This is a genomic window from Arthrobacter sp. UYCu712 (assembly GCF_040547005.1).
Lineage (GTDB): Bacteria > Actinomycetota > Actinomycetes > Actinomycetales > Micrococcaceae > Arthrobacter.
Map to the genome: position 1 here is coordinate 44725 of NZ_JBEPOZ010000014.1, position 25020 is coordinate 69744.

Sequence of the window (25020 nt, forward strand, 5' to 3'; positions counted from 1 at the left end):
TCAGCAGCACGTCGGTGTTCAGGAGACCACAGGCTCCGTTGCGGCCTTGCGGGATGCGAAGGAGCTCAGCACGCCGGTCTTCGCCAGGCCGCGGGTGGCGAGCCAGGACAGTCCGCCGGCGATCACGGCGCCGGAGATGGCGGTGAAGATGATGTAGGCGAGCTTGTCCCCGCCGGCGTAGGCGATGTTCCAGCCCCAGGGCAGGAACGAATCGTTCAGGCCGCAGAAGAGGCCCGCGCCGGCACCGGCCAGCAGCGAGACCGGCAGGTTGAACTTCTTGTACACCAGTGCGGCGAACACCAGCTCCGCGCCCAGGCCCTGCAGGACGCCGGAGATCAGCACCGTGGTGCCGTACTGCGAGCCCATGATCAGTTCACCGGTCGCTGCCACCGTTTCGCAGAACAGTGCGGCCCCGGGCTTGCGGATGATGAGCATGCCCAGCACGGCGGGAATCATCCAGCCGCCGGCGTAGAGTCCGGTCAACGGCGGATACAGTGCGTTGACCGGTGCGGAAATGAGGTTGGCGCCCTGGGACCAGGCCCAGAAAATGACGCCGCCGGCAACCGCGATCAGGGCGGCCACCACAATGTCCACCACACGCCAGTTGTAATTGCGCCGGGTGAGCGTCTGCTTCGCAGAAATGTCAGTCATGTCGTCCTCCTGAGGAACAGGAGGGGAGAGTGCGACGGCCGGCCGCGGCTTCCGCCGCCCCGCCACGCACTCTGAGAACTCGACTCCCTTGCGCCGGTACTAACCGGATCAGGTTCGAGGGTCTGCGGCTGTCCGCACTCTCAGCGCCCACCGATGGTTTCCCTGGATTTCTCCAGCGATGCCCGACGGCGGCGCTCCCCTGTCGTATCTAAATATCGCCCTTGTGGGCGATGCCTAGTCTACACCCGCAGGGCCGGTTATCCCTTGCCCGGCTGTCACAATCGGGGTGCGGAGGGACCGGCGCGGCCCGCGCGGTGGCGGCCCTGCTGCGGGGGCCGGGACGCTAGGCTAGGGGAAGCCCTGTTTCCTCCCACAAGGAGTCCGAAGAATGAACATCTTCATCAAACTGCTCGGAACCGGCATCAGCCTGCTTGCCGGGTTCCTCGGCACCAAGCTCGTCGACACCGTCTGGGAAAAGTCCACGGGCAACAAACCGCCCAAGGGCACCGAAGACGACGTCCCCACCACGCTGCGCTCGGCCCTGACGTTCGCGCTGATCTCAGCCTCGGTCAGCGCCATCATCCAGGTCCTCGCGAACCGCGGCACCCAGCGGGCCATCACCCGCTTCGCCAAAACCCAGGACCTGGTCTAGGCGCAGTGTCTGGGTGCATCGACTAGGCCCATCGTCTAACCACCCGCTCAGCGGCGGTCGCGGCCGCCGTCGTCCGGCTCGGCACCCTCGTCGGAGAACCCGCTCGTGCCCGCGGCCTGCTGCACCACGGCCTCGAGCTCGTCGGCGCTGAGCAGTTCCGGGTGGAGGTGCTTGGTGCGGTAACCGGCCCGGCCCACCATGTGGGCGGACACCGGCACGGTGAGCAGCTGGAAGATCCAGGCCACCACAAGGACGGGCCACACCCACCAGGTGCGCATCTGGAGTCCCACCGCGCAGAGCAGCAGGAACAGCCCGAGCACCTGGGGCTTGGTGGCGGCGTGCATCCTGCTCATGAGGTCGGGGAACCGCAGCAGCCCGATCGCCGCGCCGAGGGACATCAGGGCGCCGACCAGCATGAACACCGCCGAGACGGCGTCGATCACGGTGTCGCCGGAGAAGTCGCCCGAAGAGTTGTCAGGATTCACGGGTTTGCTCCCGCCGGTCGGCGACGAACCGGGCCACGGTCACGGATCCGATGAACCCGATGATGGACACGGCCACCAGCAGCATGAGGTTGTTCAGGTGCCGGTTGACCGCCATGTCGATGCAGAGCGCCGCGCCCACGATCGCCAGCAGCACGTCGGCGGCCAGCACACGGTCCAGCAGGGACGGGCCCCGCGCGATCCGGATGATCGCACCCGCGGCGGCCAGGGTCAGCACGACGGCGGTTACGGTCAGGACGAGCTGCATCATGCGCCCACCTCCTGGTTCAGTGCGGAAAGTTCAGCCTTGGTACCCATGATCCGGATCAGGCCGGCCTCGGCGTCGCGGACTTCCTTCCGCAGCTGCGCGGCATCTTCCGGGTTGCGGACATTGACGCCGTGGATGTAGAGCGTGGAGGTGGACCTGTCCACCTCCACCACGAGCGAACCGGGGATCAGCGAAATCACGTGGCCGGTGGCGGTCACCAGCAGGTCGGAATGGCTTCGGAGCGGGACGGCGACGACGGCGCTGATCACCTTGGGGCCCTTGGCCACGGCGAGGTACAGGACCTGGAAGCTCGCTGCCGCCACTTTGACGAGGAACGTCGCGGCGAAGTGGATGGCGCGCAGCACGTTGAAGCGGCCACCCAGCTCCATCGGGGGCAGGTAGAAGAGCCTGGCCACCACCACGGCGATGATGGCGCCGAAGAGCAGGTTGCCGGGACTGAAGTCCTGCCAGAGGGCGCCCCAGACGATCACGAGCCAGACCAGCAGCGGGAGCTCCTGGCGCAGCGAGATCCGTTTCCGGCTCATTTCTCTCCTCCCGGCCCGGCGGGCTGGGCCAGGACCGGCACCGGTGCGTCCCCGCCCAGGACCGCCTGGATGTAGGCGGTCCGGTCCAGCATCTCCGCGGCGGACTGGTCCGCCACCTTGAACAGGGGTCCGGCGAAGACGGTCAGCGCGACGCCGAAAATCACCAGGCCGAGGGTGGAGCCGACCATGGTCCGCGGCAGCAGGGTGACGTTGCTCTTGCCTGCGCGGTCACCGGTGGCGGTGTCCCCCGGAACGGCCAGGAGCACGGGATCAGGATGTTCGGCGTCCTCCGGCTTACGCCAGAACGCGCGGTTCCAGACCCTCGCTATCGCCAGCAGGGTCAAGAGGCTGGTCAGCACTCCGCCGATCACCAGGGCGTAGGCCAGCGGGGTCCCCAGCTGCACGCCGGCCTGCAGGAGCCCCAGCTTGCCCAGGAAGCCGGAGAGCGGCGGGATTCCCGCCAGGTTCATCGCGGGCACGAAGAACAGCACAGCCAGCACCGGCGAGAGTTTGGCCAGCCCGGCGACGCGGTCCATGGAGGAACTGCCGCCCCGGCGTTCAATGAGGCCGGTGACCAGGAACAGGCTGGTCTGGATGGTGATGTGGTGGGCCACGTAGAAGACGGCAGCGCCCAGTCCCGCCACCGAGGACATTGCCAGCCCGAAGACCATGTAGCCGATATGGCTGACCAGGGTGAAGGAGAGCAGTCGTTTGATGTCGCTCTGGGCCAGGGCGCCCAGAATTCCCACCACCATGGTCAGCAGGGCGGCGATCATCAGCGGGGTGTTGAAGGTGTCGCCCGGGAAGAGCAGCGTCTCGGTGCGCACCATCGCGTAGACGCCCACCTTGGTCAGCAGCCCGGCGAACACCGCCGTGACCGGGGCGGGGGCGGTCGGGTAGGAGTCGGGGAGCCAGAAGGACAACGGGAAGACGGCGGCCTTGATGCCGAACGCGACCAGCAGCATGACGTGCAGCAGGTTCCGTGTGCCCTGGTCCACGTCGGCGAGCTTGATGGCGAGGTCGGCCATGTTGATGGTTCCGGTGGCGCCGTAGATCATGGCGATCGCGATCAGGAAGAGTACCGAGGACACCACCGAGACCACCACGTAGGTCACCCCGGCCCGGATCCGCGGGCCCGTACCGCCGAGTGTCATCAGCACGTAACTGGCGGTCAGGAGGATCTCAAAGCCCACGTAGAGGTTGAACAGGTCCCCGGAGAGGAACGCGTTGGAGACCCCGGCCACCAGGATCAGGTACGTCGGGTGGAAGATCGAGACCGGCGCGTCCTGGTCGCCGTCGGCCATGCCCTGCCCGGTGGCGTAGACCAGCACGGCCAGGCTCACGGAGGAGGACACCACGAGCATCAGCGAGGAGAACTGGTCCACCACCATGACGATGCCCCAGGGCGGAAGCCAGCCGCCGATGTTCACCGCCGCGGTGCCGCCCTCCCAGACGGAGGCGAGCAGCAGGCATTCGAGCAGCAGCGTCAGGGAGAGCAGCGCGATGCTGACCGCCCGCTGGGCGCTGGAGTGCCGGATCAGCAGGAAGGTCAGGGCGGCGCCCAGGATGGGAAGTACGACGGCGAGCGGGGCGAAACTGGCGATGTTCACTGTCCGCCTCCTTCCTGGCCTGGTGGGGTCACGTTGAGCGAGCCGGGTTGTTCTTCCGCGGCGGCGACTTGGGCATCGAGCTTGCGGTCCCCCACCTTGACGGTGGCGGACCCGGCGGCGTTGTTCGCGGCGGCGTTGTTTCCGGCGGGGGTGTCGGAGATCCCGTCGCCGTCCGAACCGATCATGGTGAGCGGGAATTCGGAGGTCTCTACCGGGATCACGGAGTCATCCTCGGCGTCGAAGCTGGGCGTCTCGGCGACGCGGCGGTCCTCGGCGTCGTCCTGGATTTCGTCCTGGCGTGCCAGCACCCAGGTGCGGTAGATCATGCCGAGCATGAACGCGGTGACCGCGAAGGAGATCACGATCGAGGTCAGGATGAGGGCCTGCGGCAGCGGGTCGTTGTATTCCCCCGCCCCGGTGTCCTTGCTGAACAACGGCGCCAGCCCGGCGTAGCCGCCGGTGGCGAGGATCAGCAGGTTGGTGGCGTTGGCGAGGAGCATAAGGCCCAGGAGCACGCGGGTGAGGCTGCGCTCCAGGATCAGGTAGATGCCGCAGGCGTACAGGGCTCCCATGACCGTCAGCAGGGTCAGGTTGACGCTCATGCTTTCCCCTTGGCAGTAGTTTCAGCGGGGACCCCGACGGATTCCTGGTCTTCGGACGGTTCGGCCGGGTGCTCTTCGAAGTGCTCGTCGATTTCCGCGCCGAGGCTCCGCAGCACGTCCAGCACCAGGCCCACGACGACGATGTAGACGCCGATGTCGAACAGGGTGGACGTGACGAACTTGATGTCCCCGAAGACCGGGAGCCAGAGTTCGATGATGGCGCTCTGGAACACCTGGCCGCCAAGCAGCAGCGGTGCCACACCCGAGACGGCCGCGGTGGCGAGGCCGATCCCGAGCAGGGCGCCGGCGCTGACGGGGGTGGCCTCCCGCAGCTCGTACCGGCCGCCTGCGAGGTAGCGCATCGTCAGCGCCAGGCCGGCGGTGAGTCCGCCGGCGAAGCCGCCGCCGGGCAGGTTGTGGCCGGCCAGGAGCAGGTAGACGGAGAACACGATCATGGAGTGGAAGATCAGCCGGGTGACAACTTCGAAAATGATCGAGCGCCGTTCCGGTGCCAAGGTGCGCCCGGCGACGAGCCAGGCGTCGCGGCTGGAGGCGGCAAAGCGGCGGCTCATGGCCAGCGCGGCGTCGTCGCGGGTGTTGCCCCCCGCCCCGCGGGCCGGCTTACGGCGCCCGACGGTCCCTTCGGCGACGGTGGACGAGGCGCGGATGCCGTCGCCGCGGCCGCGGACGAAGATGAGGCTGGCGACGCCGGTGGCCGCGAGGGCCAGCACGGAGATCTCGCCGAAGGTGTCCCAGGCACGGATGTCCACGAGGGTGACGTTGACGATGTTGAGCCCGCCGCCGCCTTCGTAGGCCAGCCTCGGGAATTCGAGCGACACCGGCCCGGCCACCCGGGCGCCCAGCGCGTAGATGGCGACAAAGACCATGGTGAGGCCGAAGGCGAGCCCGATGATCACGCGGATGACCCGGTATCTGCCTCCGGTGCGGTCCCGCAGTTCGGCGGGGAGGCTCCGCATGGCCAGGACGAACGCCACCAGGATGATGGTCTCCACCAGCATCTGCGTCAGGGCGAGGTCCGGGGCGCCCTGCAGCGCGAACATGAGGGCAATTCCATAGCCCGTGACGGACACCATCAGCACGGCGAGGAAGCGCTTGTTGGCCCGCACGGCGGCGAGCGCCCCGATCACGATCCCGGCGCCGACCACCAGCTGCAGCGGGGAGTTGGGATCGATGAAGTAGAGGTCCCCCGGCAGCGGCTTCCCGGACGTGAGCAGCACCGTGAGCGGAAGGACGAACGCCACGGTGAGGATGACCGAGAGGTAGAAGAACAGCGAACCACGCTGGGTCCGGCCGGTGACCCAGACGGCGGCGTCGTCGAGGGCACCGATGGCCAGCTGGTAGCCGCGGTCGCCGTCGATCCAGCCGGGGACCAGGCTCTGCAGCCGGGACACGGCCTGCCGGCCGTAGAACATGGCCAGGCCGAGGACCACGGTGATGGCGGTCAGCCCCAGGGCCGGCGTGAATCCGTGCCACAGGGCCAGGTGCCCGGCGGTGGACTCCCCGTGGTCAGCCGATCCGTCGAGGAACAAGGCGGCGTACGGCTGGATCCAGCCGTCCACGGGGACCGGCCACAAGCCGTAGACAACGATGAGCAGGCTCAGGACGGCCGGGGCGGCGAGGAAAGACGGGCTGATCGGCTTGAACGGTGTCGTCTCCACCCCCGGCTTGACGGCAAAGGCGCCCCACATGAACCGGGCGCTGTAGGCGAACGTCAGGACCGACCCCAGGGCCATCCCGATCAGGAGCACCATGCCCCAGGGCCCTGCGCCGGCGTCGGTGCCGTAGTGGACGAACGCCTCGAGGACGGCTTCTTTGGCCACGAAGCCGGACAGCGGCGGGATGCCCGCCATCGAGGCGGCGCCGATGCCGGCCACGATGGCCAGCGCCCGGGCGGAACCGTAGACACCGGAAAGTTTGCGGATGTCGCGGGTGCCGGCCTGGTGGTCGATGATGCCCACCACCAGGAAGAGCGTCGCTTTGAAGAGCCCGTGCGCCAGCAGCAGCGCCAGGCCGGCAAGGGCGGCGCCGGGGGTGCCGAGCCCCACCACCATGGTCAGGAAGCCGAGCTGGCTGACGGTGCCGTAGGCGAGGATGAGTTTGATGTCCGTCTGGCGGAGCGCCCGGTAGCCTCCCACGAGCATGGTGGCCAGGCCCAGGCCCAGCACCACAGGCAGCCAGAATGCCGTCTCCGAGAAACCCGGGGCCAGCCGCGCCACGAGGTAGATGCCGGCCTTCACCATGGCTGCGGCGTGCAGGTAGGCGCTGACCGGGGTGGGGGCTGCCATGGCGCCCGGAAGCCAGAAGTGGAAGGGAACGAGGGCCGACTTGGTGATCGCGCCGATCAGGATGAGCACGACGGCGGCACCAATGGCCGCGCTGTCCGGCCCGGTGACCAGCGCCGCCGCCTGTTCCAGGATGGCCGAAATCCGGTACGTCCCGGCGCTGAAGCCCAGCATGATGAGGCCCACGAGCATGGCCAGGCCGCCGGCTGTGGTCACCATCAGGGCCTGCAGGGCAGAGCGGCGCGCGGACAGCCGGGTGCGGGCGTACCCGATCAGCAGGTAGGACAGGACGGTGGTCAGTTCCCAGAAAATGAACATCAGGAGCAGATCGTCCGCGGTGACGAGCCCGAACATCGCCCCGGCGAAGGCCAGCAGCTGCGCGCCGAAGCCGCCGAGGTAATCGTCCTTGTCCTTGAAATACCGGGCGCAGTACGCGAGCACAAGCGCGCCGACACCGAGAATGAGCAGGGACATGACCCAGGCCAGGGCATCCATCCGGAACGCCAGCTCCAGCTTCAGCCCCGGAACCCACGGCAGCACTTCGGCCGTGCCGGCGGACGAGTAGACGTCGCCGTGCTGCAGGATGAGCCAGACGAACGACGCCGCCGGTACCGCCGCGAGGGCGTAGAACGAGTTCCTGCCGAACTTCCGGAAAAGCAATGGCGCCACAGCAGCCACCGCAAAGTGCACGGCAAGGACTGTGATCACTGGTATCTCCGCAACGTCAGGAATTCGATTGTCAAAAAGTTGGAGCAGGCGGTCATCCGTTAGGTTCAGTCCGGACAGTTTACCAAGCGTCAGCAAATTCTTTTCCACGCGTGCACCTGCCGCAGTGTTCGCTGCGGATACTATTCACGCTATGAACTCCGCTGCTGCCCCCGAGGCCACGCGTCCTGCTTCGGAACTGGAAACCGGAAGCCTGGTCCCGAACAGGGGCCGGGTGCTGGCGTGGGCCGCCTGGGACTGGGGATCGGCCGCGTTCAACGCCGTCATGACCACCTTCGTCTTCACCGTCTACCTGACGTCCAACGCGTTCGGCGGCGAGGACCAGGCCTCGGCGGTGCTCGGCGGAGCGCTGGCCATCGCCGGCGCCGCCATCGCCCTGCTGGCACCGGTGACCGGGCAGCGGTCCGACAGCGGCGGCCGGCGCAAGCTGTGGCTGGGGGTCAACACGGCCGCCGTCGCACTGCTGACGGGACTGTGCTTTTTCGTCTTCCCGCGTCCGGAGTTCCTGCTGCTGGGCGTGACGCTGATTGCGCTGGGCAACGTGTTTTTCGAGTTCGCAGGCGTCAATTACAACGCCATGCTCGCCCAGGTCTCCACCCCCGGGAACGTCGGAAAAGTCAGCGGCTTCGGGTGGGCGATGGGCTACCTCGGCGGCATCGTCGCCTTGCTGATCGTGCTCCAGCTGTTCGTCCAGCCCAGCTTCGACTGGTTCGGCGCGTCCACGGCCGACAGCCTGAACATCCGCCTCGTGGCCGTGTTCTCGGCCCTGTGGTTCTTCATCTTCGCGCTGCCGGTGCTTTTCGCCGTACCGGAGCTGCCGAGCACCGGGCAGGGCGCCGGGCTGGGGCTCCTGGCCTCCTACCGCCTCCTGGTCCGGCGCATCCGGGCCATCTACAAGACGAGTCCACACACGATCTACTTCCTCCTGGCCAGCGCCGTCTTCCGGGACGGGCTGGCGGCGGTCTTCACCTTCGGCGGGATCATTGCCGCCGGCACGTTCGGCTTCGAGCTCAAGGAGGTCATCTTCTTCGCCATCTTCGGCAACGTGGTGGCGGCCGTGGGCGCCATCGTGGGCGGCTTCCTCGACGACAAGGTGGGGCCCAAGGCCGTCATCATCGGCTCGCTGTGCGGCCTGCTCATCGCCGGCACGATGATCCTGGTCCTCGGCAACGGCGATTACGAACTTTTCGGCGTGAACTGGGCCGGGACCACCACCTTCTGGGTTTTTGGGCTGTTCCTGTGCCTCTTCGTGGGACCGGCCCAGTCCTCGTCCCGCGCCTACCTGGCCCGGCTCGCCCCGCACGGGGAGTCCGGTGAGCTGTTCGGCCTGTACGCCACCACGGGCCGGGCCGTGAGCTTCCTCGCCCCCGCCCTCTTCACCCTCTGCATCGCCGTCGCTGCACCGCTTGTGGCTCCCGGCGAAGCGCAGCGCTGGGGCATTCTCGGCATCATGGTGGTGCTCCTGGCCGGGCTGCTGGTCCTGCTCCCGGTCAAGCCGCCGGGCAAGTCGGAAATCGCCGTCGTACCCCCGTCCTGAAGCTGCCCGAAAATCCCCGCCGCGCACTAGGCTGGGAGGATGAACGTGGATGAGACAGACCTCCCCGGCCTCGGCCGGCGCAAGGACTTCATGACCGCCTCGGGACGCCGGATCGGCGTCGTGGAATACCGTGAAGGCCAGACCGAACTGATCGTCTCCACCTGGGACGATCCGGACACCTGCCAGGCGTCCATCCCCCTGACCGCCGACGAAGCCGCCGCGCTGGGAAACCTCCTGGGCGGACAACGCCTGGCCATGCAGCTCTCGGAAGAACACCGGGAAATCCCCGGGATCGTCACCCGTCAGTTCTCCATCGGCGCCGACTCGCCCTTCCACAACCAGCCCATGGGCAAGGCCTGCATCCGGACCCGCAGCGGCGTGTCGATCGTGGCCATCATGCGCGAAGGGGAGGTGGTCCCGTCGCCGGGACCGGATCTCGTCCTGCACCCCGGTGATCTGCTCGTTGCGGTGGGAACGCAAGAAGGCCTGGATACAGCGGCCAGCATCCTGCGCAACGGCTAAGCGGCATGGATCCGCTCGCGCTTACCCTGATCGAACTGGGGGCCGTCGTCTTTTGCCTCGGCCTGCTGGCACGGCTGGCCGGACGGATCGGAATGTCGCCCATCCCGCTTTACCTCGTGGGCGGGCTGTTTTTCGGGGCCGGCGGCCTCGTCAAACTCGAAGGCATGCACGAATTCGCGCACCTCTCCAGCGAGATCGGTGTCATCCTCCTCCTGCTTATGCTCGGTCTGGAATATACCGCCGCGGAGCTTGTCACGGGGTTGCGGCGGTCCTGGCAGGCCGGCGTCCTGGACCTGCTGCTGAACTTCCTGCCCGGTGCCGGGCTGGCGGTCCTGCTGGGCTGGGGCCTGGTCGGTGCGATGGTGATGGGCGGCGTCACGTACATCTCCTCCTCCGGGATCGCCGCGAAGGTCATCACGGACCTCGGCCGGATCGGTAACCGCGAAACGCCCGTGGTGCTCTCGATCCTCGTGTTCGAGGACCTCGCCATGGCCATCTACCTTCCGGTGCTGACGGCCACCCTGGCGGGCGTCAGCTTCGTCGTGGGGCTACAGACCGTCGGGATCTCGCTCGCCGTCGTCACCGTGGTGCTCCTCGTGGCGCTGCGCCACGGCCATCATGTGTCCAGGGCCGTGCACAGCGAGAACTCCGAAGTTTTCCTGCTCAACCTGCTCGGCGCCGCCCTGCTGGTGGCCGGGCTGGCCGCGGCCATGCAGGTGTCCGCGGCAGTGGGGGCCTTCATGCTGGGGATAGCCATTTCCGGGGCCACCGCCCACAGCGCCACCCGGATCCTGGAACCGCTGCGGGACCTCTTCGCGGCCATCTTCTTCGTGGTGTTCGGCCTCAACACGGACCCCTCGACCATCCCGCCCGTCCTCGGCTGGGCCCTGCTGCTGGCCCTGGTGACGGCGGCCACCAAGATGCTGACCGGCATCTGGGCGGCGAAGCGGGCCGGAATCGGGCTGCCGGGCCGCTTCCGCGCCGGTGCCGCGCTGATCGCGCGCGGCGAATTCTCGATTGTGATCGCAGGCCTGGCCGTCGCGTCCGGCGTCGTCCCGGAGCAGCTCGCGGCCCTCGCCACGGCCTACGTGCTGATCATGGCCATCACCGGCCCGCTGGCAGCAAGGCTTGTGGAACCCGTCGTGGCGATGCTCCGGCGTCCGGCAAAGCCGCCGGCTGTACGCACGGCGGACGGACTGTAAGTCAGATGTCGGTGCGGTGGAAGTTCAGGTAGCTCCGGCTGGCCGTAGGGCCGCGCTGGCCCTGGTACCGGTTGCCGTACTTGCCCGAGCCGTACGGGTGCTCGGCTGCTGAGGTGAGCCGGAAGAAGCACAGCTGGCCGATCTTCATCCCCGGCCACAGCTTGATGGGCAGCGTTGCCATGTTGGAAAGCTCCAGGGTGACATGCCCGGAGAATCCGGGGTCAATGAAGCCTGCGGTGGAGTGCGTGAGCAGCCCCAGCCGGCCCAGTGAGGATTTGCCTTCCAGCCGGGCGGCGATATCGGCCGGCAAGGACACGGTCTCGTAGGTCGAGCCCAGGACAAACTCCCCCGGGTGCAGGATGAACGGCTCGCCCTGCTCGACCTCGACGAGGCGGGTCAGGTCAGGCTGCTCTTCCGCCGGATCGATGTGGGCATATTTGTGGTTGTCGAAGAGTCGGAAGAACTTGTCGATCCGGACGTCCACCGACGATGGCTGAACCATGGCAGGGTCGAACGGCTCCAGAACAATCCGCTGGGAGTCTATTTCGGCACGAATGTCGCGGTCTGAGATCAGCACAGATCAAAAATACCGTACTCACTGGGGGCCGGGTTGCGCGGGGCCTGTGTTTCGGGCTGCGCGGCCGGCCGGAATCCCTGCGATTCGTGTCTATTCCGGGTGCGGCATACCTTCGAGGACCGTCTTGAGCCGCTCCAACTGGCAGACTTCTGCCTTCATCGCCCGGCGGAACCGGGACCTCAGCCGGGCCAGGATCCCCCTCGGCTCGCACTCCAGAGCGAAGCGGACCCGCGTGCGCCGGCCTTCGGTGCTCAGGTAGTAGCCGCCATGCGGGCGGACCGGACCTACTATGACCTGATACTGGATCTCGGCTCCCGGCCGGGCCTCGATGATTTCGAAGTCCCCGGCGACCAGCCGGCCGCCCGGTCCTTTGATGGTCTGCCGGTAGACGGCCCCCTTGGCACCCGCGGCACCGGATTCCAGCTCGATGCTGCGGATTCCGGCACGCCAGCGCGGGAGATTCCGGGCGTCCACGAGGAAGTTGTAAACGCTCATTGCGTCGCACTGGATAACGACGTCGTACTCTGCGAATGCCACGGAAATCCTTGCTTGGCGGACGGCTGAAGGCGTAGCCCGCTTCCCCGGAGACTGCAGCTAACTCTTTCAGGATAGACAGCGCGGCCCGCCTCACGCGGTCGCGGGGCGGGCCTTTATCGAAGAGTTATGGACATACTGCGCTGCGGGTCCTCCTATGACGTTTCCACGCTCACAAACTTGCCCCGGCGGACGTGGGCGGGCCGGAAGGGACCGTCGTCGTCGTCATCGTGCTGCTTCACGGGAGGGATGTTTTCGGGATGTTTGGCACCGTATCCGGCGACGTAAGCCGTGTTGGCGTCAGGACCCCGTCGCGGGATCCTGTTTTGCACCACGCCCAGGATGTTGGCATCGACGAAGTGCAGGATTCGCCGGCTGAGCCCACCCGTTGGCAAGAAAGGATGGACCACCATCAACTTCTGGTCATACATAGCGAGACCTTCTAGCGACTGGGATTGGCTGTGGTCTCCCGTTAATTGGATGGCGCTCGGCTGCACACGAGTGGGTCCTACCACTATTGGTTTTGCTGACCACTCGTCATATTTGTTGCCGCGGGCCGACTACTTGCCTGGATTACCCGGATCCGAGACCGGACTACCCATTCAGCGCAGACGGCCGGATCATCACCGGGGGTCCGCCGGCGGAGCATCGGAACACACGGCAAGGCCCGCCATGCAGCCGCATGGCGGGCCTTGCTGAGGGGCCGGGGCCCCCGAGTTCACTTACTTCGTTATGCCTGTTTCTCCGCCAGCTTCGGTACCGAGAACACCACAACGGCGCCGATCACCGCGAAGGCCGCGAACATGTAGAAGTTCACTTGCCAGCCGAAGGCCATCCCGGCGATCAGGCCGCCGATCAGCGGGCCACAGATTGCGCCGATGCGTCCGATGCCGAGGGACCAGCTGAGCGCGGTGGCGCTGAGGGACTGCGGGTAGTGGGTGGCGCAGTAGCCGCCCACCAGGATCTGGGTCCCCACCGAACCCAGGCCGGCGAAGGCCACGATCACGAGCAGGATGGCCAGGGGCAGCTTCAGGCTCAGCATCAGGATGGCGACGAAGGCCAGGATGAACGACGCCGTGACGACTTTCCGGATGCCGATCCGGTCCGCCAGCACCGAGGCGCTGATGGAGCCGACGATGGCGCCGGCGTTGAGGACCAGCAGGAACGTCAGGGCATCGCCGAGCTGGAAACCGGCCTGCCGCATGATCTGCGGGAGCCAGGTGTTCAACCCGTAGACGAGGAGCAGTCCGCAGAAGTTCGCGAGTGCGAACAGGATCGTGGAGCGGACCCACTTGCGGGTGAAGAGCACCTTCATGGCGGCCTTCGGCGCATCGGCGCCAGTCTTGACGTCCTCGGCGGTAACGATGTCGGAGTACACCAGTCCGTAGCGGGCCGCGGTGGCTTTGGCTTCCTCGGTACGTCCCTTGCGGGCCAGGTAGGCGACCGATTCCGGCAGCAGCTTCCAGGCCACGGGCAGCAGGGTGACCAGCGGGAGGGCGCCGATGGCGTACATCCAGCGGAAGTCGATGTGCTGGAGCAGGTTGATGGCGAGCAGCGAGGCCCCGACACCGCCCACCGAGTAGCCGCTGAACATCACGGCGTTGGCGATCTGGCGCCGCTCCTTGCGGGCATATTCGACGGTCAGCGCGATGCAGGTCGGGACGATGCCGCCCAGGCCCAGGCCGGTGAGGAACCGCAGGAAGCCGAAGATCTCGGCGGACGGTGCGAACGCAGTCAGCAGCATGCAGGTGGAGAACCAGACAATGCAGGCCAGCATGATGCGGCGGCGGCCCAGCTTGTCGGTCAGGATGCCGACGGACAGGGTGCCGACCAGCATGCCGACGAGGGCCAGGCTGCCGATCAGGCCGGCCTGGCCTGCTGTGACGCCCCAGTCCTGGAACTTCAGGATGGTCGGCACCGTGGAGCCGTAGACCACCAGGTCGTAGCCATCAAAGACGATGGCCAGGAAGCACAGGATGAGGACCGGGTGGCCCTTCCAGCGGGTTGGTGCCTCGTTGCTTAACTCAGTCGTCATTGACTGCGCCATGGGATTACCTCTCGTGGAGATTTCGAAGGGAAGTTCGGGACAGCTCACGCTGAGCCCACTGTGTCACGCTTTGTTTCCGGCAGTAAACAAAACAGCATATATCGTTTGCGTAACGATCGTCAGGTGTTGGCGCTGAGACCGTCAGTGTCCCTTGAAGGCCTCGGCTAGCCACCATGCGCCGCCGTCGGATGCGATCTTGGCATCGATGACGAGCGGCCGGGCCGGGCGCTCCTGCACCCATTTCCGGACCTCGTCGAGATCGGCCGCGCTCCGGACTGTGACCGCGTCCGCTCCGAAGCCCCGCGCGATCGCGGCGATATCTGTGTCCGGAAAGGTCACGGTTCCGAGGTCGACGGCGGGACCGCCGTCGGCCGCAGCGCCCCCGCCGAAGTGGTGGACCTCCGCGCCGTAGCCGGCGTCGTTGTAGATAATGCAGACCAGCGGCAGGCCCAGCCGGACGGCGGTCTCGAGTTCGCTGATGCCCATCAGGAAGCCGCCGTCTCCGGCGCCAAGCACGGGCAGTCGGTCCGGCCGGGCCAGCGCGGCCCCGATCGCCGTCGAGAGCCCGAGGCCGATCGACTGGAAGGCCTGGGTGAAGCAGAAGCCGAACTCGTCCGGGACCTTCAAATAGGTGCTGGGATAGCCCATGAAGTTGCCGGAGTCGATAGAGACAATACGTTCGGCGGGCAGGATGGTATCGAGTTCGCGGCTGAGGACGCGCGGGTCGATCCGTCCGTCCCCGGAGAGGTCCGGCGTGTCGACATCGTTCCAGCGCGAGCGGACGGCGATGTCCCGCGCAATCTCCTCCGTGCGGTACTTGGCAACCGGTTCCGGCTGGAGCGTCCGCAGGTCCGCTAGGACGTCCGCCGCCGTCAGTTCGGCGTCTCCGACTACCCCCAGGTCAACCGGCCGGTTGGCGCCGAGGGCGGAGTCCTCGACGTCGACCTGCACGACGGCGGTCCCGTCGGAGATCAGGTGGCCGTGCCTCATGGTCCACATGTTCAGCGCGCAGCCCCAGCCGACGATCAGGTCGGCGCCCTGGATCAGCTCCGCCGTGAGGGGCGAGGAGAATCCGCCGGAGATACCCAGGGAGAAGGCCTCGTCGTGGAACAACCCGTTGGCCACGGCCGAGGTGGCCACGAGGGCGCCGGCGTGGGCGGCGAGGCCGAGAAGTTCGCCCCCTGCCTCCCGGGCGCCGCGGCCGGCCACGAAGACCGGGCGCTCTGCGGCGTCGATGAGATGCGCGAGCCGACGCACACTGGCGGCCGACGGCCGTACCGGCTGCGCGGGCGCCACCGCTGCCGCCGCTGCCGCCGGCGCCGCGGGTGCCGGCGCGGACTGGACGTCGAGGGGCAGGTTCAGCACCACGGTCCGGCGCTCGTTCCGGGCGGTGCGGAAGGCCCGGAGGGTGTCCGCGACGGCGGTGGCCGGGGAATGCACCCGTTCGCTCACCGCCCCGACGCTCCGGGCCAGGGCATCCTGGTCGATCTTGAAGTTGGAGCGGACCGCGGAGGCCTGGGTGTCGGCGCTCAGCACGATCAGCGGGGTGCGGCTCTTGGCGGCCTCCCCGATGCCGGTGATCGCGTTGCTCAGGCCGCATCCCTGGTGCGTGCTGACGACGCCGATGCGTCCGGACATCCGCGAGTATGCGTCTGCCATGGTGGCCGCCCCGCCTTCGTGCCTGGCGGCGGTGAACGGGACGCCGGCAAGCCGCAGCGCGTTGGTCACCTCGAAGTTCCCGCTGCCGACGACGCCGAAAACGTGCCCGACGCCGAGTCCGGCCAGGGTGCGGCCGACGAGCTGGGCGACTGTCCCGGCCGCGTCCTCCGGCCGCGCTGGAGCCGGCGCCTGCTGACGGTCGGGATCCGCGGCGGCCGCGTGGCCGGCGGCGGAATCTTGTGAAGCTACTAGCATGGACTTACCTCCCACTGAGTACTGCACTTTTGCGTCATGCGCTCTTGAGTAATGCACGGTTCCTGCTCTTCGAACTTCCAGGCGGTATTCATGAACCCCACCCAGTCCCTCCCCTGCACTGCCACGACGGCAACGCTGGAACGGACTATTGAATGGGTGGATACGGATGCCGCGGGGCACCAGCACAATTCGGCGGTGCTCCGCTTTGTCGAGGCCTGCGAGGCCAAGTTGTTCCGGGACCTGGATCTGCCGGACTATTTCCCGTCGGCCCCGCGGGTTCGCCACGAGCTCAACTACCGGGCGAAGTTGTACTTCGGTCAGCGGGTCACCACCACCGTAGTGGTGGAGGAAATCGGCCGCACGTCCATGACGTTCAGCTTTGAAGTCTGGGGCGAGGAGTTCCGCGGCGGGCCCCGCGCCCTTGCCGCCCACGGATCCTTCGTTACGGCCCATGTGGCCCGGGGCGGCACCGGCGCCACCCCGTGGCCGGCGGAGCTGAGGGCCACGATTACCGCCCGCGAGGCCTCCGGGCGGGGCTAGCCCCGCCCGGAGGCTGCCCGGCACCGCGCCGTTGGGGCACCGCGCCTTAGAAACACCGGGCAGCGGCTTTCCAACCTGCGCTAGACCGCTGCCGACACCTTGGCCGGCGTCCAGCGCAGGTGCGTCGGCAGTTCGGCGCTCTCCGGTTCCCGGACCAGTGCCAGCCGGGGCCGCACGGCGTCGGTACGGGCCGCCGGCGGCTTCCGGCTTCCCGCGGAGAACTGCTGCGGCCAGTCGGCGCCCGGCCCGCGGTAGTCCTGCTCGATCGCCGCGTGCAGGGTCCACTGGGGATCGAACAGGTGCGTGCGGCCCAGTGCACAGAGGTCCGCGCGGCCGGCCAGCAGGATCGAGTTGACGTCGTCGTAGGAGGACACCGCCCCCACGGCGATGACGGCGACGCCTGCCTTGTGCGCCACTTCCTGCCGGATCCGGTCCGCGAACGGCGTCTGGTAGCTGCGGCCGTAGGCCGGCTTCTCCTCCTTGACCACCTGGCCGGAGGAGACGTCCACTCCGTCGGCGCCGTGCTCCACAAAGGCCCGGGCGATCGCGACGGCGTCGTGCTCGTCGTTGCCACCGGGGGCCCAGTCCGTCGCCGAAAGCCGCACGGTCAGGGGCTTGTCCACCGGCCAGGCGGCGCGGACGGCGTCGAACACCTCCAGCGGGTAGCGCAGCCGGTTCTCAAGGGATCCGCCGTATTCGTCGCTGCGCCGGTTGGCCAGCGGCGAGAGGAAAGAAGAGAGCAGGTAGCCGTGTGCGCAGTGCAGTTCCAAAAGGTCGAAGCCCGAGGCGGCCGCACGGACTGCGGCGGCGACGAACTCGTCCCGGACCTGGTCCATTTCAGCGCGGTCGATTTCCCGCGGCGCCGGGCTGCCGGGGCCGTACGGGATGGCCGAGGGGCCTACCGGCTCCCAGCCGCCCGCGGCGAGCGGCTCGTCGATGCCTTCCCACATGAGCTTGGTCGAGCCCTTGCGGCCGGAGTGGCCGAGCTGGACGCCGATGGCCGCCGTCGAGCGGCTGTGCACGAAGTCGACGATCCCGGCCCAGCTCTCCTGCTGGGCCTCGTTGTAGAGGCCGCTGCAGCCGGGCGTGATGCGGCCGGCCTCGGAGACGCAGACCATCTCGGTCATGACCAGCCCGGCGCCGCCGAGGGCCTTGCTGCCGAGGTGGACCAGATGGAAGTTGCCGGGCACACCGTCGGTCGCGGAGTACATGTCCATCGGTGAGACGACGATCCGGTTCTTCAGCTCCAGCCCGCCGATCCGGTAGGGCTGGAACATGGCAGGGGCACTGCCCGCGATGCCCTGCGTGCGGGCGAATTCCTCGTCCACCCGGGCCGCGAACTCGGGATCCCGCAGCTTAAGGTTGTCGTAGGTGATCCGGCGGCTGCGGGTGAGCAGGTTGAAGCAGAACTGCACCGGGTTCTGGTCCTTGTACATGCCGATGTTCTCGAACCATTCCAGCGAGGCCTGGGCGGCGCGCTGGGTGGATTCGACCACGGGCCGGCGCTCGGTTTCGTAGGCTTCCAGGGCGGCCCCGAGCCCGGTGTGCTCGTGCAGGCAGGCGGCGAGGGCGAGGGAGTCCTCCATGGCCAGCTTGGTGCCGGAGCCGATGGAGAAGTGCGCGGTGTGGGCGGCATCGCCGAGGAGCACGATGTTGCCGTGCCGCCAGGACTCGTTGCGGACGGTGGTGAAGTTGATCCACTTGGAGTTGTTGACCAGGACTTCATGGCCCTCAAGCTCCTCGGCGAAGAGGGCACGGATCGCGTCCACGGCCGCCTCGTCGCTTTCGCCGGGACGGAAGGCCTGGTTTTCGGTGGCGTCGAAGCCTGCGTTCCGCCACACGTCCTCGTGCATCTCGACGATGAAGGTGCTGCCCTCGTCCGAGTACGGGTAGCCGTGGATCTGCATGACCCCGTGTTCGGTGTCCTTGACAAAGAACTTGAACGCCTCGAAGACGAGGTCGGTGCCCAGCCACATGTACTTGGACTTGCGGACGTCCAGGGTGGGCCGGAAGACCTCGGCGAAACGGGAGCGGACGGCGGAGTTCAGGCCGTCCGCGGCGAGGACCAGGTCGTAGTCCCGGCTGAGTTCCTCAACGTCCGGCGCCATCGTGCTGAAGCGCAGGTCCACGTCGAGTTCGGCGCAGCGGCGCTGCAGAAGCTCCAGCAGTTCCTTGCGGCTCATGGCGGCGAAACCCTGTCCGCCGACCGTGTGCTGCGCACCCTTGAAGTGGATGTCGATGTCCGTCCAGCGGGCGAAGCGCTCGGACATGTACTCGGCGATCACGGTGTCCGCGTTGCCGATTCCGCCGAGGGTCTCGTCGCTGAAGACGACGCCGAAGCCGAAGGTGTCGCTCGCGGCGTTGCGTTCCCAGACTGTGACGTCGTGGTTCGGGTCCAGGTGCTTCATGAGGGCGGCGAAGTACAGTCCGCCCGGACCGCCGCCGATGATTGCGATTTTCATGTGGTGCCTCTCAAGCGTTCTGGTGTTCGGGGGTGGCGGTGTCAGCGGCCAGCTGCTGGCGCAGCCGGAAGTGCTGGAGTTTGCCGCTGGGGTTGCGGGGCAGGCCGTCGACGAAGTTCACCTGCCGCGGGTACTTGTACGGGGCGATGGTCTGCTTGACGAAGTCCTGGATTTCCTTGCGTTTGGCGTCATTGGCCTCGACGCCCTCGCGGAGCACGATGAACGCGCAGACGACGCTGCCCCGGTCCGGGTCGGGCCGGCCGACGACGGCGTTTTCCATGACATCCGGATGCTGGTCGATGGCCGCCTCGACTTCCGGGGCGCCGATGTTGTACCCGGAGGAGACGATCATGTTGTCGGAGCGGGCCTGGTAGTAGAAATACCCGTCCCCGTCCCGGCGGAAGGTGTCGCCGGTGACGTTCCACCCGTTGACCACATAGTCCAGCTGCCGGGAGTCGTTGAGGTAGCGGCAGCCGGTGGGGCCGATCACGGCGAGGCGTCCGACGGCGTCCGGGCCAAGTTCCTTGCCGTCCCCGTCCAGGATGGCAGCCCGGTAGCCGGGCACGGCCGTCCCGGTAGCGCCGGTGCGGATGTCCTCGCCGGCGGCCGAGATGAAGACGTGCAGCATTTCGGTGGCGCCGATCCCGTTGATGAGTTTCAGGCCGGTGCGTTCGTGGACGGTCCGCCAGGTTTCGGCCGGCAGGTGCTCGCCGGCCGAGACCGCGGTGCGCAGCGTGGCCAGGAGCCCTTCGGCCCCTTCCTTGAGGATCGCCTTGTACGCCGTGGGAGCGGTGAACAGGATGGTGGCTTTCGCGGCGTGGACGGCCTGCGCCAGTTCGAGCGGCGTGGCGCGTTCGGTCAGGAGCGCGGAGGCGCCGAAGCGCAGCGGGAAGACCACCAGCCCGCCCAGCCCGAAGGTGAAAGCCAGCGGCGGGGAGCCCGCGAACACGTCCTCGGGCGTGGGCCTGAGGATGTGCCGCGCGAAGGTGTCGGCGTTGGCGAGGAGATCGCGGTGGAAGTGCATGGTGATCTTCGGCGTCCCGGTGGTGCCCGACGTCGGGCCGAGCAGCGCGACGTCGTCCGCCGCCGTCGGGACGTCGGCGAACTGGCCGCTTTTCGTCGCACAGCGGGCCGTGAGGTCCGTGTCGGTGCTGCCCCCCATGGCCAGCACCGGCACGTCGCTTCCGGCGGCCTCGGCCAGATCGTCCAGGAACCGGCTGTCGCACAGGGCGGCGGCCGGCCGGGTCAGCTCCAGCAGGGTCCGGATCTCGTTGGCCCGCAGGGCGGGCATGATGGTGACCACCACGGCGCCGGCCTTGAGCACGCCGAGCCAGGCCGCGACGAGCCACGGGTTGTTCGGGGAGCGCAGCATCACTCGGTTGCCGGGCACGATCCCGAAGTCCTCGACGAGGACCTGCGCCACTTGGTTGGCGTGGCGCTGCAGGTCCCCGTAGCTCCACTTGACCCCGTCCGGGGTGAGGAGGGCCGGGCGGTCCGCGCCGAAGCTGCGGACGGCGTCGTCAATCAGCACGGTGGCGGCGTTGAGCTGCTGCGGGTACTGCAGTTCCGGCAGCGTGAACTCCAGTGTGGGCCACTGCTCTGCCGGCGGCAGGTTGTCACGCGCAAAGGTGTCCTGGTGCGCCGAGGGCGTCAGTTCCATTGCAGACCTTTCGTATCGTCATTGATAAGAGGTGGAAGGGCTCATCGGTCGCTCCGTAACGGCCGTTATGGCTACCCAAAAGGGCAGTTACGGAGCAATCGACATCCGGATCATGCCTTCCTGGACCACAGTGGCCAGGAGCCGCCCCTGCCGGTCGTAGAAGTGCCCCTGGGCGAGGCCTCGGCTGGCCTGGGCGGAGACCGCTTCCTGGACGTAGAGCAGCCAGTCGTCCACCCGGCCGTCCCGGTGGAACCACATCGCATGGTCCAGGCTGGCCGTGACCAGGCCCGGATCCCCCCACGCGTAGCCGTGCACCCGCAGGACCGGTTCCAGGATGGTGTAGTCGCAGACGTAGGCGAGCGCCGCTCGCTGCAGGTCCGGATCGTCCGGGAGCCGGTCGAAGGCCTTCACCCAGACTGCTTGGTGCGGCACCTGCTCGCCCTCAACGCTGAGGTAGACGGCGCCGGGCACGTGCCGCATGTCGAAGCTGCGGCCCCCCGACCAGTAGGCCGCGGCGTCGCCCTCGACGCCGTCCAACAGTTCCGCGGAGGACGGCAGCGACTCCGCGTCTGGGATCCCGGCCGGCATCGCCCGGGCGAATTCCTCGCCGGATTCCTCGGCGTGGAAGGAGGCCATGGCCACGTAGACGGTTTTGCCGCCCTGGTAGGCGCGGACCTGCCGGGTGGAGTACCCCCGGCCGTCCCGGAGACGCTCCACTTCATAGCGGACCTCGGCGCCGATGTCCGCGGGACGCATGAAGTAGCTGTGCATCGAGTGCAGCGAGCGGTCCTCCCCCACCGAGCGCATCGCGGCGGCCGCGGCCTGCGCCACCATGTCGCCGCCGTAGGCCTTGGGCCAGGGCACGTACTGGGTGGTGGCGGTGTAGGCCTCGTCGAGGTACTCCGGCTCGACCGGCGTCAGTTCGAGGGCGGACAGGAGGATCTCCGACGTCGGGGTCATACCCGGCGGTACCCGTCGAGTACGGAGTCGTCGACGTCGTCGAGGTTGACCACGATGTTCTCCGGCGTGCGTGCCGTGAGCCAGACGAGTTCCTCGGTGATGCTCATGTTGGCTTCCACATGCGGCATGTACGGCGGGACGAACACCCAGTCGCCCTCGGTCATGTCGATGAATTCCTTGTAGTCCACGCCGAAGTAGATCCGGCCGTGGCCGCGCAGCACGTAGCCGCCGGTCTCGGCTTCGCCGTGGTGGTGCGGGAAGGAGCGGTAGCCGGGTTCGTTGCTGACCTGGCCGTACCAAATCTTTGTAGCAGGGGTGTGCTGCGGGCTGACGCCGGAGATCCGGACGGCTCCGCCGGACTGGCCGGTGTCGCGGTGCTCTGCGCCCTTGCGGGTCACAACGGGGACAACCTGCGCTGTCAGCTGGTCGGTGATCTGTTCGGTCATGGTGTTTCCTTTCGGTATGGCGGGGTGTTGGCTTAAAGCCGGACGGTGTTCGTCAGCGTGCCGATGCCCTCGACCTCGGTGGTGACGACGTCGCCGCCCTGCAGGAAGCGCGGCGGGGTGGCGCCCATCCCGACGCCGCCGGGGGTGCCGGTGAGGACAACATCGCCGGGGCGCAGCTGCGTGAACGTGGAGATGTAGGCCAGCAGGGCGGCGGCGGTGAAGACGAGGGTTTTGGTGTTGCCGTTCTGGACTTCCTCGCCATTGATGAGGCAGCGGACCCGGACGCCGGCCTCGGGGTCGCATTCGTCCGGAGTCACGAGCACGGGCCCCAGCGGGGTGGTGTGGTCGAAGGCCTTGCCCTGGAACCACTGCAGGGTGCGGTTCTGCCAGTCACGCAGCGAGATGTCGTTGGCCACGGTGTACCCGGCGATCCCGGCGGCGGCCTCAGCCGGCGAGGCGTTCTTGAGCGGGACGCCGACGACGACCGCCAGTTCGGCTTCCCAGTCCAGTTTGGCGCCGTGGCCGGCGGCGTCGATGCTGGCGCCGTCGCCGATCAGGGTGTCCGCGTACTTGGCGAAGAGCGTGGGGTATTCCGGCACTTCGCGGCCCATCTCCTGGATGTGGTCCGCGTAGTTCAGCCCGCAGCAGATGACCTTGCCCGGCCGCGGCAGCACGGCGGCGAACCGGGCGTCGGCGAGGGACATGCTCTCCGTTGCGGTGCTGTCAGCGGCGAGGGCGGCAGCTGCCTGCTCCTGCCAGTCCGGCCGCTCGAGCAGTTCGTTGAGGTCCCTGGCGGCCAGCAGGATGAAGCGGCCCCCCGACTGCACGGCGGCACGCGTCGTGGGGCCGTCCTCCTGGGCTGCCGTAATGACGGTCGCTAGGCGCATGATTCTTCACTTCCGTTCGGGCGGCGGAACCGGCCCCTTTGCCGGTCACTGTGACTGGGCCGCTGTCCATCCCCGCGAGGGTATGTCGACATTTTTACGGTCGTCACATATGCTCAAGTTAACACGAATTCACCGGTTTGGGTAGGGCCGGCCGGACCGGACCTGGTTCCGGATCTCGCCGCCCGCACACCCGCCGCCGAGTTCGATACCGACGCCATGCCGACTCAATGAGGAGCCACTATGAACCACAAGGTCATCAACCCCGCAGCACTGGCCAAGCCCTCCGGGTTCGCGCACGGCGTGCTCGCCGGCAACACCGTGTACCTCGGCGGGCAGACGGCGATGGACAGCACCGGCGCCATTGTTCCCGGCGGCATTGTGGAGCAGTTCCGGCAGTGCTTCTCCAACGTCCTCACCACGCTGGCCGAAGCCGGCGGCATGCCCTCGGACCTGGTCAACGTGAACATCTACCTCACCGACGTTGAGGAGTACCAGAAGAACGGCCGCGAAATCGGGCGGATCTGGCGCGAGATGGCGGGAACCGACTACCCCGCGATGGCCGGCGTCGGCGTCACGCGCCTCTGGCAGCCCGAGGCGCTGATCGAGATCCAGGCCGTCGCGGTGCTGGCCGGCCAGGGCTAGGCGCCACGGCCGGCTGGGCGGGTCCGGAAGCGGCTACGCCGGCCCGGAACCGCCCTGCGCCGCCAGCAGCCGCTCGGCATGCTGGTGGGCCGGGCCGTTCAGGAGCCGGTGCAGCTCCGCGAAAATCCGCTCCGCCGTGAGGCCGTGCCAGCCGGCGGGCAGGAATTCCTCCGGCAGGCCCGGGTCCAGGTACGGCAGCCGGCGCCACTGGGTCAGGAGCTGGATGTAGTCGGCGAAGGCGGCGCGGTCCGCCTCCGGCCCGGCCGCCGGCGCGGCCGCTGATTCCCAGCGCGCCAGGACGGGCGCGAAGCGTTCGATGAACTCCGCGTAGAGCGCCTCAAGGGCTGGAAGGTCCCACCACTGCGAGACCTTGTCCTTGACGTCGTCCGCGGTCAGGTGTTCGGCCTTGAAAAATTCGGCGTATGCCGTCAGCCCGGCGCGCTCCAGCTGGTGCCGGATTTCGTCGTAGGTGTTTCCGGGGGCAATCCAGAGGCCCGGCGTCACGGAGCCGAACCCCATCCGCGTCAGCATGCTGCGGAGCTGGTGCCGCAGATGGCGCTGCGATTCCGGCACCGAGAAGGCAATGAGCAGCCAGCGGTCGGCCGCCGTCGCGCGCCGGGGCGAGAAGATGCGGCGGTCGCCTTCCTGGAAGACGTCCTCGAGGTTCGGCGCCAGCCGGTACGCGGCGACTCCACCTTGCTTGACGCTCTCCAGCACGCCGCGGCGCTTGAGCCGGGACACTGAGGAACGCACACCGGAGGACTCGACGCCGAGGTGGTCCAGCATGGAAATCAGCACGGAGACGGGCAGGGCGCCGCCGTTGGCGCGCCCGTATAGGCCGTAGACCGTGACGATCAGCTGCTGGTGCCGCGGGGTTTGCCGGGGAACGGCAGTTTGGTCGGCCGGCGACGGGTCCAGCTCGGCGTCCAACGGCTGCGCCGGGTTTTCTAGCACCGGCGGCCTTCCCTCGGGAGAACAGTCATGGATCTAGGCTATAGATTCCTCGGGCCCGCGGGAGCCATGACGCCCCGCCCGCCGGGCCGCATCCGGCTGCAGGCCTGTCCCGGCGTGACTTGTTCAAAGAACTGCCCCGGCTGGGGTAAGGTAAATCTCGTTGTTTACCGGGACACGGTCCAGCATTTTGGACCGTCCCACTGCGGCTGTAGCTCAATGGTAGAGCGCTAGCTTCCCAAGCTTGATACGCGGGTTCGATTCCCGTCAGCCGCTCCAACGCACCGCACGGCCTCGGCC

At 67.8% G+C, this 25020-nt stretch carries 24 protein-coding genes, 1 tRNA gene and 1 riboswitch; of the genes, 7 read left to right on the forward strand and 18 right to left on the reverse strand.

From position 1 onward, the window contains the following. Window positions 1–18: 18 nt before the first annotated feature. Window positions 19–651, reverse strand: coding sequence for an ECF transporter S component (locus tag ABIB51_RS14350; RefSeq protein ID WP_354189114.1), 633 nt, complete (start codon window positions 649–651; stop codon window positions 19–21). A 67-nt stretch (window positions 652–718) separates the two neighbouring features. Then, a riboswitch (TPP riboswitch) is annotated at window positions 719–862 on the reverse strand. Window positions 863–1039: 177 nt separating this feature from the next. Here ABIB51_RS14350 and ABIB51_RS14355 point away from each other — a divergent pair. Next, window positions 1040–1303, forward strand: coding sequence for a DUF4235 domain-containing protein (locus ABIB51_RS14355; protein ID WP_354189116.1), 264 nt, complete (start codon window positions 1040–1042; stop codon window positions 1301–1303). Window positions 1304–1350: 47 nt separating this feature from the next. Here ABIB51_RS14355 and mnhG read toward each other — a convergent pair whose 3' ends face one another. From mnhG to ABIB51_RS14385, 6 genes are read right to left on the reverse strand one after another with little or no spacing between them, the layout of a single operon-like run. Beyond that, complete coding sequence (mnhG, locus tag ABIB51_RS14360) at window positions 1351–1788, reverse strand: monovalent cation/H(+) antiporter subunit G (protein ID WP_354189118.1); 438 nt, start codon at window positions 1786–1788, stop codon at window positions 1351–1353. Then, window positions 1778–2056 carry an MrpF/PhaF family protein gene (locus tag ABIB51_RS14365; protein ID WP_354189120.1) on the reverse strand — a complete coding sequence of 93 codons (279 nt, stop codon included), beginning with the start codon at window positions 2054–2056 and terminating at the stop codon, window positions 1778–1780. The genes mnhG and ABIB51_RS14365 overlap by 11 nt, the downstream gene beginning before the upstream one ends. Further along, entirely contained in the window at window positions 2053–2598 is a 546-nt protein-coding gene (locus ABIB51_RS14370; protein ID WP_354189122.1) for a Na+/H+ antiporter subunit E, read from the reverse strand. Before ABIB51_RS14370 ends, ABIB51_RS14365 begins: the two co-directional genes overlap by 4 nt. Further along, window positions 2595–4208 carry a Na+/H+ antiporter subunit D gene (locus ABIB51_RS14375; protein WP_354189124.1) on the reverse strand — a complete coding sequence of 538 codons (1614 nt, stop codon included), beginning with the start codon at window positions 4206–4208 and terminating at the stop codon, window positions 2595–2597. Before ABIB51_RS14375 ends, ABIB51_RS14370 begins: the two co-directional genes overlap by 4 nt. After that, complete coding sequence (locus ABIB51_RS14380) at window positions 4205–4810, reverse strand: Na(+)/H(+) antiporter subunit C (protein WP_354189126.1); 606 nt, start codon at window positions 4808–4810, stop codon at window positions 4205–4207. Before ABIB51_RS14380 ends, ABIB51_RS14375 begins: the two co-directional genes overlap by 4 nt. Beyond that, window positions 4807–7821, reverse strand: coding sequence for a Na+/H+ antiporter subunit A (locus ABIB51_RS14385; protein WP_354189128.1), 3015 nt, complete (start codon window positions 7819–7821; stop codon window positions 4807–4809). Before ABIB51_RS14385 ends, ABIB51_RS14380 begins: the two co-directional genes overlap by 4 nt. A 151-nt stretch (window positions 7822–7972) precedes the next feature. On the opposite strand from ABIB51_RS14385, the gene ABIB51_RS14390 reads away from it, so the two are divergent. Genes ABIB51_RS14390 through ABIB51_RS14400 form a run of 3 tightly spaced genes read left to right on the forward strand, consistent with a single transcriptional unit; the run spans window position 7973 to window position 11100 of the window. Beyond that, window positions 7973–9376 carry an MFS transporter gene (locus tag ABIB51_RS14390; protein ID WP_354189130.1) on the forward strand — a complete coding sequence of 468 codons (1404 nt, stop codon included), beginning with the start codon at window positions 7973–7975 and terminating at the stop codon, window positions 9374–9376. Window positions 9377–9415: 39 nt separating this feature from the next. Further along, the gene (locus ABIB51_RS14395) at window positions 9416–9898 is read left to right on the forward strand and encodes a cation:proton antiporter regulatory subunit (RefSeq protein WP_354189132.1); all 483 of its coding nucleotides are present in this window, start codon (window positions 9416–9418) and stop codon (window positions 9896–9898) included. A gap of 5 nt (window positions 9899–9903) precedes the next feature. Further along, complete coding sequence (locus ABIB51_RS14400) at window positions 9904–11100, forward strand: cation:proton antiporter (RefSeq protein ID WP_354189134.1); 1197 nt, start codon at window positions 9904–9906, stop codon at window positions 11098–11100. A 1-nt stretch (window position 11101) separates the two neighbouring features. On the opposite strand, the gene dcd is transcribed toward ABIB51_RS14400, so the two are convergent. From dcd to ABIB51_RS14425, 5 genes are all read right to left on the reverse strand, one after another. Next, a complete protein-coding gene (gene dcd, locus ABIB51_RS14405) occupies window positions 11102–11677 on the reverse strand; it encodes a dCTP deaminase (protein WP_354189136.1) in 576 nt (191 codons plus the stop codon). A 90-nt stretch (window positions 11678–11767) separates the two neighbouring features. Next, window positions 11768–12214 (reverse strand): SRPBCC family protein, encoded by a 447-nt coding sequence (locus tag ABIB51_RS14410; RefSeq protein WP_354189138.1) that lies wholly within the window; start codon window positions 12212–12214, stop codon window positions 11768–11770. Window positions 12215–12366: 152 nt separating this feature from the next. Continuing rightward, the gene (locus ABIB51_RS14415; RefSeq protein WP_354189140.1) at window positions 12367–12642 is read right to left on the reverse strand and encodes a hypothetical protein; all 276 of its coding nucleotides are present in this window, start codon (window positions 12640–12642) and stop codon (window positions 12367–12369) included. A gap of 299 nt (window positions 12643–12941) precedes the next feature. Next, a complete protein-coding gene (locus ABIB51_RS14420; protein WP_354189142.1) occupies window positions 12942–14246 on the reverse strand; it encodes an MFS transporter in 1305 nt (434 codons plus the stop codon). Between the two features lie 153 nt (window positions 14247–14399). Then, window positions 14400–16172 carry a thiamine pyrophosphate-binding protein gene (locus ABIB51_RS14425; protein WP_354189144.1) on the reverse strand — a complete coding sequence of 591 codons (1773 nt, stop codon included), beginning with the start codon at window positions 16170–16172 and terminating at the stop codon, window positions 14400–14402. Between the two features lie 90 nt (window positions 16173–16262). Here ABIB51_RS14425 and ABIB51_RS14430 point away from each other — a divergent pair, with 90 nt between their 5' ends. Further along, window positions 16263–16712 (forward strand): acyl-CoA thioesterase, encoded by a 450-nt coding sequence (locus ABIB51_RS14430; RefSeq protein ID WP_354189146.1) that lies wholly within the window; start codon window positions 16263–16265, stop codon window positions 16710–16712. An 80-nt stretch (window positions 16713–16792) separates the two neighbouring features. Here the strand turns inward: ABIB51_RS14430 and ABIB51_RS14435 are convergent, their stop codons facing one another. The 5 genes from ABIB51_RS14435 to ABIB51_RS14455 form a co-directional block, all read right to left on the reverse strand. Then, a complete protein-coding gene (locus tag ABIB51_RS14435; RefSeq protein WP_354189148.1) occupies window positions 16793–19174 on the reverse strand; it encodes a bifunctional salicylyl-CoA 5-hydroxylase/oxidoreductase in 2382 nt (793 codons plus the stop codon). A gap of 10 nt (window positions 19175–19184) precedes the next feature. Continuing rightward, complete coding sequence (locus tag ABIB51_RS14440; protein ID WP_354189150.1) at window positions 19185–20834, reverse strand: AMP-binding protein; 1650 nt, start codon at window positions 20832–20834, stop codon at window positions 19185–19187. A gap of 87 nt (window positions 20835–20921) precedes the next feature. Continuing rightward, the gene (locus tag ABIB51_RS14445; protein ID WP_354189152.1) at window positions 20922–21794 is read right to left on the reverse strand and encodes an acyl-CoA thioesterase; all 873 of its coding nucleotides are present in this window, start codon (window positions 21792–21794) and stop codon (window positions 20922–20924) included. Continuing rightward, a complete protein-coding gene (locus tag ABIB51_RS14450) occupies window positions 21791–22240 on the reverse strand; it encodes a cupin domain-containing protein (protein ID WP_354189154.1) in 450 nt (149 codons plus the stop codon). The genes ABIB51_RS14445 and ABIB51_RS14450 overlap by 4 nt, the downstream gene beginning before the upstream one ends. A gap of 32 nt (window positions 22241–22272) precedes the next feature. After that, complete coding sequence (locus ABIB51_RS14455; protein ID WP_354189156.1) at window positions 22273–23127, reverse strand: fumarylacetoacetate hydrolase family protein; 855 nt, start codon at window positions 23125–23127, stop codon at window positions 22273–22275. A 240-nt stretch (window positions 23128–23367) separates the two neighbouring features. Here ABIB51_RS14455 and ABIB51_RS14460 point away from each other — a divergent pair, with 240 nt between their 5' ends. Next, complete coding sequence (locus ABIB51_RS14460) at window positions 23368–23769, forward strand: RidA family protein (protein WP_354189158.1); 402 nt, start codon at window positions 23368–23370, stop codon at window positions 23767–23769. Window positions 23770–23802: 33 nt separating this feature from the next. Here ABIB51_RS14460 and ABIB51_RS14465 read toward each other — a convergent pair whose 3' ends face one another. Beyond that, entirely contained in the window at window positions 23803–24723 is a 921-nt protein-coding gene (locus ABIB51_RS14465) for a PaaX family transcriptional regulator (protein WP_354189160.1), read from the reverse strand. 202 nt (window positions 24724–24925) lie between these two features. Here ABIB51_RS14465 and ABIB51_RS14470 point away from each other — a divergent pair. After that, window positions 24926–24999: transfer RNA gene (locus tag ABIB51_RS14470), tRNA-Gly, on the forward strand. The last annotated feature ends 21 nt before the right edge of the window (window positions 25000–25020 follow it).